11 protein-coding genes are annotated in these 8,874 nt (G+C 73.3%); 5 read left to right on the top strand and 6 right to left on the bottom strand.

All coding sequences use genetic code 11. From position 1 onward, the window contains the following. Positions 1-11 precede the first annotated feature (11 nt). Together ACJOT3_RS28995 and ACJOT3_RS28990 are read right to left on the bottom strand one after the other, a co-directional pair. A complete protein-coding gene (locus tag ACJOT3_RS28995; RefSeq protein WP_406976306.1) occupies positions 12-647 on the bottom strand; it encodes a GNAT family N-acetyltransferase in 636 nt (211 codons plus the stop codon). Beyond that, positions 637-1,284, bottom strand: coding sequence for a TetR/AcrR family transcriptional regulator (locus tag ACJOT3_RS28990; RefSeq protein ID WP_406976305.1), 648 nt, complete (start codon positions 1,282-1,284; stop codon positions 637-639). Before ACJOT3_RS28990 ends, ACJOT3_RS28995 begins: the two co-directional genes overlap by 11 nt. 108 nt (positions 1,285-1,392) lie before the next feature. Here ACJOT3_RS28990 and ACJOT3_RS28985 point away from each other — a divergent pair, with 108 nt between their 5' ends. Continuing rightward, positions 1,393-2,226: an AraC family transcriptional regulator gene (locus tag ACJOT3_RS28985; RefSeq protein ID WP_406976304.1), complete on the top strand. Its 834-nt coding sequence runs from the start codon at positions 1,393-1,395 to the stop codon at positions 2,224-2,226. On the opposite strand, the gene ACJOT3_RS28980 is transcribed toward ACJOT3_RS28985, so the two are convergent. Then, entirely contained in the window at positions 2,201-2,677 is a 477-nt protein-coding gene (locus ACJOT3_RS28980; RefSeq protein ID WP_406976303.1) for a DUF2000 family protein, read from the bottom strand. The genes ACJOT3_RS28985 and ACJOT3_RS28980 overlap by 26 nt on opposite strands. 81 nt (positions 2,678-2,758) lie before the next feature. Here ACJOT3_RS28980 and ACJOT3_RS28975 point away from each other — a divergent pair, with 81 nt between their 5' ends. The 3 genes from ACJOT3_RS28975 (at position 2,759) to katG (ending at position 6,383) form a co-directional block, all read left to right on the top strand. Next, the gene (locus ACJOT3_RS28975; RefSeq protein ID WP_406976302.1) at positions 2,759-3,583 is read left to right on the top strand and encodes a PP2C family protein-serine/threonine phosphatase; all 825 of its coding nucleotides are present in this window, start codon (positions 2,759-2,761) and stop codon (positions 3,581-3,583) included. Between the two features lie 102 nt (positions 3,584-3,685). Further along, a complete protein-coding gene (locus tag ACJOT3_RS28970) occupies positions 3,686-4,117 on the top strand; it encodes a Fur family transcriptional regulator (protein ID WP_406976301.1) in 432 nt (143 codons plus the stop codon). Between the two features lie 40 nt (positions 4,118-4,157). Next, the gene (gene katG, locus ACJOT3_RS28965) at positions 4,158-6,383 is read left to right on the top strand and encodes a catalase/peroxidase HPI (RefSeq protein WP_406976300.1); all 2,226 of its coding nucleotides are present in this window, start codon (positions 4,158-4,160) and stop codon (positions 6,381-6,383) included. 86 nt (positions 6,384-6,469) lie between these two features. On the opposite strand, the gene ACJOT3_RS28960 is transcribed toward katG, so the two are convergent. Next, complete coding sequence (locus ACJOT3_RS28960; RefSeq protein ID WP_406976299.1) at positions 6,470-7,519, bottom strand: hypothetical protein; 1,050 nt, start codon at positions 7,517-7,519, stop codon at positions 6,470-6,472. A 240-nt stretch (positions 7,520-7,759) separates the two neighbouring features. Here ACJOT3_RS28960 and ACJOT3_RS28955 point away from each other — a divergent pair, with 240 nt between their 5' ends. Further along, on the top strand, positions 7,760-8,281 hold the full coding sequence (locus ACJOT3_RS28955; protein ID WP_406976298.1) for a hypothetical protein: 522 nt from the start codon (positions 7,760-7,762) through the stop codon (positions 8,279-8,281). Here the strand turns inward: ACJOT3_RS28955 and ACJOT3_RS28950 are convergent. Next, positions 8,262-8,510, bottom strand: a complete 249-nt coding sequence (locus ACJOT3_RS28950) for a hypothetical protein (RefSeq protein ID WP_406976297.1) — start codon at positions 8,508-8,510, stop codon at positions 8,262-8,264. The two genes, ACJOT3_RS28955 and ACJOT3_RS28950, sit on opposite strands and share 20 nt — an antisense overlap. Before the next feature lie 159 nt (positions 8,511-8,669). Then, positions 8,670-8,874 (bottom strand): hypothetical protein (locus ACJOT3_RS28945; RefSeq protein ID WP_406976296.1); only part of this gene is annotated, 205 nt, incomplete at its 5' end.

Raw genomic sequence — 8,874 nt, 5'->3', positions numbered from 1 at the left:
CGCCACACCGGTCAGCTCCGGGGGGCGGGCCGCTCCTGGACGAGCCGCATCGACACGTACTCGTCGATCCCGCTGAACCTGGAGTAGGGGGCCTTGCGCCGCCGGTGCTCCCGGAAGCCGAGCCGCCGGTAGAGCCCCAGCGCCGCCTCGTTGTTCGCGGCGATGTCCTCCAGCACGTACTCGTCGTATCCGGGCAGGTCGAGCATATGGAGCAGGACGGCCTTGGCCGCCCCCCTGCCCCGGTGCCTCAGGGAGGAGGCCACGAACCCGATCTCGGCCTTGCCCTCCCGCGGTTCCCGCACGGCCCCCTGGAACTGGCTGCGGAACACCCGGTCGGCGATGGTCCCCCTGATCGCGCCGAGGTGCCGCCGCAGGGTCTTCGCGTCGGGTTCGACGCACTCCTCGTCGCCGACGGTGAGCGAGGCCAGCCCCGCCGGTTCGCCGTCGACCAGCGCCACGTGGAAACGTTCCAGCACCAGCATGTGCGCGATGGCGTCGGCCAGGACCTCCGGGTCCTTGGAGAAGGCGGCCAGGTCCGGCCCGAACCCGTCCACGAACACCCGCGCGACCTCCCGCCGGCGCGCCTCGCCCAGTACGGCGCCGCGTACGACCTCGATCATCCCGGCCCTCTCCGTCTCACCCGTCATCGGTGTCCTCCTCTATCAGCGGGGCCAGGAGCACGGCGGCGCTCGGCACGGCGAACCCCTCGCCCAGGACGGAGCGCATCGTCACCAGCCCGCCGAGGGCGGAGAAGAGGCAGGTCGCCAGCTCGTCCGCCGGACCGCGACGGAACCCGCCCAGCGCCTGGCCGCGCTCGATCAGCTCCACCGTCGCGCGGATGAGCGCCCGGTGCCCGCCGATCAGGTCCCGGACCGCGGGCGGGACCTCCTCCGGCCCGTCGCCTCCGGCGACCCCGTGGGCGAACGCCTGGTTCATGAGCAGGAAGAAGTCCACGAACCCCTGATCGCCGGCCACGTCCCGCAGGAACCCCTCGCAGAAGGCGCGCAGCAGCTCCGCGGGGGAGTCGTGGGATTCGGGGGCGCGGAACCGCGCGACGGTGAGAGCCAGTCCGGCCGCCGCCTCCCCGACCAGGTCGCCGTACAGCTCCTCCTTGGTGGCGAAGTGCCGGTAGACGAGACCGGTGCTCATGCCCGCCTCGGCCGCGATCCGCCGCATGTTGACCGCCGCGTACCCCTGGTGGGCGAAAAGCCGCATCGCCGCCGCCCGGATCCGTTCCCGGGTGGCGGCCCGCATCGCCTCGTTCTGCTCCGGACTGCGCGGCACGGCCCCTCGTTCCCCCGATTTTTCAATGAACAATTGTTCATTCTATTCGGGGCGTCCGCTCGCGCAAGGGATTTCCCCTCCCTCCGACGCCGGGCGTACCCTGCGGACATGGACGCGCACGCCGACACCCTGGTCGCCAGACCGCACGTGCCGGGCGTCGTCGAGGTCTTCCACACCCACATGCTCGGGCACGTCTACCCGATGCACACCCACGACACCTGGGCGCTGCTCATCGTGGACTCCGGCCTGGTCCGCTACGACCTGGGACGGCACGAACACGGCGCCCTGGAACGCACCGTCACCCTGCTGCCCCCGCACGTGCCGCACAACGGCACCCCCACCTCGGCGCAGGGGCTGCGCAAACGCGTCGTCTATCTGGAGCCCGCGCGGATCGGCACCGACCTGGTGGGCCGCTCCGTCGACCGCCCCGCCCTGGACGACGCGGCGCTGCGGCGGCGCATCCACGCCCTGCACCGGGCCCTGCTCGAACCCGGCGGGGAACTGGAGGCCGAGAGCCGCCTGGCGTTCGTCACCGAACGCCTGCGCGGCCACCTGCTGGGCGACCCCGAACCCCCGCCGCCGCCCGGCGACCGCTCGGCGCTGGCCGGACGGCTGCGCGACCTGCTGGACGCCCGGGTGGTGGAGGGCGTCTCGCTCGACGAGGCCGCCGCCGCGCTGCACGCCCACCCCGCCCACCTGGTGCGGGCCTTCGGCCGCCGGTTCGGGCTGCCCCCACACCGCTACCTGGTGGGGCGCCGGGTGGACCTGGCCCGCCGCCTGCTCCTGGAGGGGCGCAGCCCGGCCGGGGCCGCGACCGCGGCCGGGTTCCACGACCAGGCCCACCTGACCCGGCACTTCACCCGCGTCCTGGGGCTGCCCCCGGGCCGGTTCGCGCGGGCCCTGCGCGCGGCCCCGGTCAGCGGTGCATCCGGGCGCCCTTGACGACCTTGTCCACGGCGTTCCTGGGCCCGTACACGGCGATCCCGACCAGGTCCAGCGAGTCCCGGGAGACCGCCCGCACCGCCGCCCGGTTGTCCCGGTCGTTGCCGGTGGCGAACAGGTCGGAGGTGAACACGGCGACGGCCAGGCCCCGCGACACGGCCCGCCCGTGGGCCCGGGTGAGGACCTCCTTGTCCCCCTCGAACACCAGCACCGGCTGGCGGAACATGGGGAGGTAGGCGGTGCCGTCGCCGTCCTCGTAGGGCTCGCCGACGACCTCGGGCTCGCGGGTCCCCAAGCCGCTGACCAGGAACGAGGCCACGTTCAACCGCTGCCACACGGCGAGGTCGTCGCGCAGCAGGACGGCGATCTTGGTGTCGAAGCGCACGGGCGCGCCGGCGGCCTCGGCGCCGTCCGCGGGGTGTTCCGTCACGGGGTGCTCGGTGTTCTCCATGGCCCCATGCTCGCGCCCGCCCCGCCCGCCGGTCTTGTACGTTCTTCACCCCTTCCGCGCCTCTGCCAGACTGCGGGGCAGATGAACGAGCACACGGACTGCCCCCGGTGCGGCGGCACCCCCGCCCCCGACGGGCGCTGCTGGGAGTGCGGCGCCGACCTCTCCGACCTCCTCGGACACGCCCGGGCCGATGCCGGCGGCGCGGCCGGGTACACCGAACGCGGCCCCGGCCGCCGGATCAACGCCGACGCCCTGTCCCTGCGCACGGCCGGGCGGTGGACCGTCGGCGCGGTCTGCGACGGCGTGTCCATGGCGCCCCGGGCGGAGCGGGCGGCCCGCATCGCCGCCGAGGTCACCGTCGCGGCCCTGGCCCGCGCCCTGTCGGCGGGCGCCATCCCCGAGGACGCGCTCACCGACGCCACCGCCCGGGCCGGCCGCGCCGTCGCGGCCCTGGCCGTGCCCGGCGGCCCGGACCCCCTCGACCCCGTGCCCCTGGCGCCCTCCTGCACCCAGGTCGCCTGCGTCGTCGGCGAACGCGGCCTGTGGGTGTCCTGGGTAGGCGACAGCCGCGCCTACTGGCTGCCCGACTCCGGCACCGGGATGCTCCTCACCGAGGACGACACCGGCGCGCACGACGCCCTCGTCGCCTGGCTGGGCGCGGACGCCACCGACCCCGTTCCGCGCATCCGCAGCCACCGGCCCCCGGGCCCGGGGCGGCTGCTGCTGTGCACCGACGGCCTGTGGCGCCACCTGCCCGGCCCGGGCGACCTGCGCGCGGCCGCGGGCGCCGCAGACCCCCGGGACCCCGCCGCGGCGGCGCGCACCGCCCGCGCCCTGGTCCGGCACGTCCTGGACACCGGCGGCCGCGACGACGCCACCGCCCTCCTCGTCCCCGTGCCGGGCTGACCGTCCGGGCCCGCCGGGGGTTCCGGACCGGCACCGTGCCCGGTTAAGGTGGATCCATCACATGATTTGACTAGTTCCAGAAAAGGCGGCAGACTTCGGGGCATGCCAACCCCTTCGGATTTCGAGCGCATGCTGCGCGAGTCCGGCCTGCGGGTGACGAGCCCTCGGATGGCAGTGCTGTCCGCCGTGCACGACAACCCGCACGCCGACACGGAGTCGGTCATCGACCTCGTGCGCGGGAACCTCGGCACGGTGTCCGGACAAGCCGTCTACGACGTGCTCAAGGCGTTGACCGGCGCCGGCCTGTTACGGCGCATCCAGCCACAGGGCTCCGTGGCCCGCTATGAGACACGGGTCGGGGACAACCACCACCACGTCGTATGCCGGTCCTGCGGTGCCATAGCCGACGTCGACTGCGCCGTCGGCCACGCACCCTGCCTGACCGCATCGGCCGACCACGGCTTCCAGATCGAAGAGGCCGAGGTCGTCTACTGGGGTGTCTGCTCCGACTGCTCCCGTACACGCGAGTCCTGAAACCAAGAGTTCACCTCTTCCCTGTTCCGGAAGGAAGACGATGTCCGAAAACAACGAGGTAGTCACGCCCACCGCCGAGAACGAGGCGTCCGGCGGCTGCCCCGTGGCGCACGGTCGCGCCCCGCACCCCACCCAGACCGGTGCGAACAGCGCCTGGTGGCCCAACCGGCTCAACCTCAAGATCCTGGCCAAGAACCCGGCCGTGGCGAACCCCCTCGGTGAGGGCTTCGACTACGCCGCCGCCTTCAAGGCCCTGGACCTGGACGCCGTGAAGGCGGACATCGCCGAGGTCCTCACCACGTCCCAGGACTGGTGGCCCGCCGACTTCGGCCACTACGGCCCGCTCGTCATCCGCATGTCCTGGCACAGCGCGGGCACCTACCGCCTGTTCGACGGCCGCGGCGGCGGCAGCGCCGGCCAGCAGCGTTTCGCCCCGCTCAACAGCTGGCCCGACAACGCCAACCTGGACAAGGCCCGCCGCCTGCTGTGGCCGGTCAAGAAGAAGTACGGCCAGAACATCTCCTGGGCCGACCTCCTCATCCTCGCCGGCAACGTCGCGCTGGAGTCCATGGGCTTCGAGACCTTCGGCTTCGGCGGCGGTCGCGAGGACGTGTGGGAGGCCGACGAGGACGTCTACTGGGGCCCCGAGACCACCTGGCTCGACGACAAGCGCTACAGCGGTGACCGCGAGCTGGAGAAGCCGCTGGCCGCCGTCCAGATGGGCCTCATCTACGTCAACCCCGAGGGCCCCAACGGCAACCCGGACCCGATCGCCGCGGCCCGCGACATCCGCGACACCTTCGGCCGCATGGGCATGAACGACGAGGAGACCGTCGCCCTCATCGCCGGCGGCCACACCTTCGGCAAGACCCACGGCGCGGGCCCGGCCGACAACGTCGAGGCCGACCCCGAGGCCGCCGGCCTGGAGCTGCAGGGCCTGGGCTGGAAGAACAACTACGGCACCGGCAAGGGCGGCGACACCATCACCTCGGGCCTGGAGGTCACCTGGACCACCACGCCCGCGCAGTGGAGCCACGGGTTCTTCAAGAACCTGTTCGAGTACGAGTACGAGCTCACCCAGAGCCCGGCCGGCGCCAACCAGTGGGTCGCCAAGGACGCCGAGGAGATCATCCCCGACGCCCACGACGCCACCAAGAAGCACAAGCCGACCATGCTCACCACCGATCTGTCGCTGCGCTTCGACCCGGTCTACGCGGAGATCTCCCGCCGCTTCTATGAGAAGCCCGAGGAGTTCGCCGACGCGTTCGCCCGCGCCTGGTACAAGCTGACCCACCGCGACATGGGCCCGAAGGCGCGCTACCTCGGCGCCGAGGTCCCCGAGGAGACCCTGCTCTGGCAGGACCCGCTGCCCGCGCAGGAGGGCGAGGTCATCGGCGAGGCCGAGATCGCGTCCCTCAAGGCGGCCGTCGCCGAGTCCGGCCTGACCGTGTCCCAGCTGGTCAAGACCGCCTGGGCCTCGGCGTCCACCTTCCGCGACAGCGACAAGCGCGGCGGCGCCAACGGCGCCCGCGTGCGCCTGGCCCCGCAGATCGACTGGGCGGTCAACAACCCGGCCGAGCTGCGCGAGGTGCTGAGCACCCTGGAGAGCGTCGCCGAGAAGTTCAACGCCTCCTCGGCCAAGAAGGTGTCGCTCGCCGACCTCATCGTCCTCGCCGGCGGCGTGGGCGTGGAGAAGGCGGCCCGGGCCGCCGGGCAGGACGTCGTCGTCCCGTTCACCCCGGGCCGCGTGGACGCGACCCTGGAGCAGACGGACGTCGAGTCCTTCGCCTACCTGCAGCCGGTCGCCGACGGCTTCCGCAACTACTACGGCGAGGGCAACCGCCTCCCCGCCGAGTACCTGCTGCTCGACAAGGCGAACCTGCTGGGCCTGAGCGCCCCGGAGACCACCGTCCTGGTCGGCGGCCTGCGCGTGCTGGGCGCCAACTACGACAACTCCGAGGTGGGCGTGCTCACCGACGCGCCGGGCACCCTGACGAACGACTTCTTCGTCAACCTGCTCGACCTGGGGACCACCTGGACCCCGACCGGTGAGACCTCCGAGACCTCGCAGACGTTCGTCGCCAAGGACGAGTCCGGCGCGGTCAAGTGGACCGGCAGCCGAGTCGACCTGGTGTTCGGCTCCAACTCCGAGCTGCGCGCCCTGGCGGAGGTGTACGCCTCCGACGACGCCAAGCAGAAGTTCGTCGAGGACTTCGTCGCCGCGTGGACCAAGGTGATGGAGCTGGACCGCTTCGACCTGGCCTGATCCGCCCCCGGGTCCAGCCCGGAACCGGACCCGGAGCCGGCCCGACCGCCACGGTCGGGCCGGCTTCCCCTTTTCCGGGCCGCCGGTCAGGGCCGCGGGCCGCCGGTGATCTCCTCGGCCAGGCGCTCGGCGTCGCCCTCCTCGAAGCCCCGCAGGTCGTGGACCAGGGCGATGACCTCCTCCTCCGGGATGTCCCAGGTCGAGCCGTCGTAGACGAAGAGGTCCGCGTGGACTTCGGACCCCGGCTCCGGTTCCACCGCGACGCGCACCACGTACCCGGCGAAGGACTCCTCCGGGGAGCGGAACACCACCCCGTTCACGCCGTCCGACGCGAAGTCCTCGCACTCGGTGTACTCCTCCGCGCAGCCGCTCCGCATCGGACCGGGGTAGTCCGGCTCGGACCGGTAGGGGTCCATCTCCACCGGTCCCCAGGAGTCCAGTCGGATCACGGCACCGTCATCGTCGCGCACGTAGATGATCGACGACCCCTCGGTGTTCTCGACGGTCCAGCCCGGCGACTCCAGTACCAGCAGCGGGGGCCAGTCGCCGGTGAGGTCCGCGACGACGTGGTCGAACCTCGCCCGGTGCGCGGAATCCGTCTGCTCCTGCCGCGCGTCGGCGGTGGCCTCGTCGAACCACGACCGCAGCAGGACCACCGCCACCAGGGCGACGCACGCCCACAGGATCCCCGGGAGGCTTCCCCGGGTGCGGTGCAGCACGGCCAGTACGGCGGCCCCGCCCAGGACCGTGCTCGCCCCCTGGTGCGTGAACACCAGGATGATGGATCCGAGACCGAAGTCGGCCCGCTCCATCAGCAGGACCAGCTGCACGTGGGCGGCCCCGGCCGCGGCCGCCACCAGCAGCGCGGCGGCCAGCGGGTGGTGCAGGTCGGCGGCTCGGAACATCCTGTACACGCCGTAGAAGACCCCTGTGACGATCACCATGGGGAGGACGGAGTGGCCCAGTTCGGCGGGGGACGGCCAGGACCGCCATGGGATCGAGTCCGCGAGTGCCGACAGGCGGAAGGAGAAGCCCCCGACGGCGGCCAGCAGCAGGATGCCGCCGGACCACAGCAGCGAGCCCGGATACTCGGGAACCGGGCGGTGGTCGGCGCCACCGGGGGAGCGGGGGTCCATGGGGTGCCCTTTCGTCGCGGCCCCCGCCGGCGGCACCGAGGGGTGCGCGGGGGATCGCGCGGAGGCCACCGAAGAAGACCCGCGGCACACCCGGCGGGTTGACCCCGTGTCCGCACCCGGCCGCCGGACCCGTCCCCCGCGGCCCTGCGCTGGCTTCCCCTTCTCCCGGATGTACTCAAGGCCGGGGACCACAAGTCATCCCGGCCATCCTTCCCCTCCCGCCCCGATAGCCTGCCGCGCATGCCTTCCGTACCCTCGGACCCGCCCGCCGACGCCCCCGCCCGTATCCCGGGCGGCCCGGGCTGGTCCATGGACCCGCTGTCGCTGCTGCCGGTCATCGACGACCCGGCGGAGTTCCGCCGCGCGCACGCCGCCGACCCGGCGCTGCCCCTGCTGGAGGAGCTTTGGGGCGGCCGCCCCGAGCGGGCCGAACCGCTGGCGCACGCCCTGGTCGCGGCCTCGCCCACGGCCCGCCACCGCGCCCTGCTCGCCGACGTCCACCGCGACCTCGGCCGGACCGCCCGGGCCGTCGCGGCGTACGAGGAACTCGTCGAGGAGTGCCGCGGCACCCCGCGCGAGGCCGTGATGCTCCAGCACCTGGGCAAGGCGCACTTCGCCGCCCGCGACCACGCCGCGGCCGCCCGCGCCTTCGCCGCGGCCCTGCGCCTGCGCACCGCCGCCGGAGCCGACCCGGCCCTCATCGCCTCCTCCCGCGCCGCCCTCCACCGCGCCCGCGCCCTGCTCAGCGACCCCTCGGAGTGAAGGCCTCCGAGAGCCGGGTCCGGACGCTCTCGCCCGGAGAGGCGAGGCTCGCGGGGCTGCGGGTCGAGTAGACCCCGTCGTTGACCCGGACCCCCGCCCCGGTGACCGTCCACCGCGCCGAATAGTGGCCGCCCTGCTCCAGCATCGCGGTGGCGACCGCGCGGGCCTCCCGTATCCCCATCCGCTCGTACAGGGCCCGGGCCAGGCGCGGTACGGAATCGGATGGCACCCCGTCACCGCCCCACATCGGCAGCAGCAGGAGCAGCCGGGTGTGCGGGTCGAGCGGGTCGGGTCCGGCCGGGGCCCCGTCCGCGGCGGCCAGTTCCTCCCAGCACAGCCCCGACCCCGACCCGTACCCGGCGGAGTAGCCGAGGAACGCGGTCTCCTCTCACCGGTCGTGATCCACCTCGTAGACGACGCCGTACTCTCCGGCCTCTTCGTTGATGTAGGAGACGCGGACACGGTGGCCGCCGAGGAAGGGCACGGTGAAGGACGGCCCCCGCGCCCACGGATGGCGGGCGAAGCCCCGGTAGTCGCCGCGGGTGAGCCCGGGGCCGTAGAACTCCCCCCGGGCCTCGCGCGGAACGCCGAGT

The organism is Nocardiopsis protaetiae (assembly GCF_045446735.1).
GTDB lineage: Bacteria > Actinomycetota > Actinomycetes > Streptosporangiales > Streptosporangiaceae > Nocardiopsis > Nocardiopsis protaetiae.
The sequence above is the reverse complement of the archived record's forward strand: the minus strand, read 5'-3'. Positions and strand labels throughout refer to the sequence as shown.

Bases quoted from the DNA above. Each gene is read 5' to 3' on its own strand.
- ACJOT3_RS28960 (WP_406976299.1), bottom strand. From the start codon at position 7,519: ATGGACCCCCGCTCCCCCGGTGGCGCCGACCACCGCCCGGTTCCCGAG.
- ACJOT3_RS28985 (WP_406976304.1), top strand. From the start codon at position 1,393: ATGGACGCGCACGCCGACACCCTGGTCGCCAGACCGCACGTGCCGGGC.
- katG (WP_406976300.1), top strand. From the start codon at position 4,158: ATGTCCGAAAACAACGAGGTAGTCACGCCCACCGCCGAGAACGAGGCG.
- ACJOT3_RS28955 (WP_406976298.1), top strand. From the start codon at position 7,760: ATGCCTTCCGTACCCTCGGACCCGCCCGCCGACGCCCCCGCCCGTATC.
- ACJOT3_RS28980 (WP_406976303.1), bottom strand. From the start codon at position 2,677: ATGGAGAACACCGAGCACCCCGTGACGGAACACCCCGCGGACGGCGCC.
- ACJOT3_RS28995 (WP_406976306.1), bottom strand. From the start codon at position 647: ATGACGGGTGAGACGGAGAGGGCCGGGATGATCGAGGTCGTACGCGGC.
- ACJOT3_RS28975 (WP_406976302.1), top strand. From the start codon at position 2,759: ATGAACGAGCACACGGACTGCCCCCGGTGCGGCGGCACCCCCGCCCCC.
- ACJOT3_RS28970 (WP_406976301.1), top strand. From the start codon at position 3,686: ATGCCAACCCCTTCGGATTTCGAGCGCATGCTGCGCGAGTCCGGCCTG.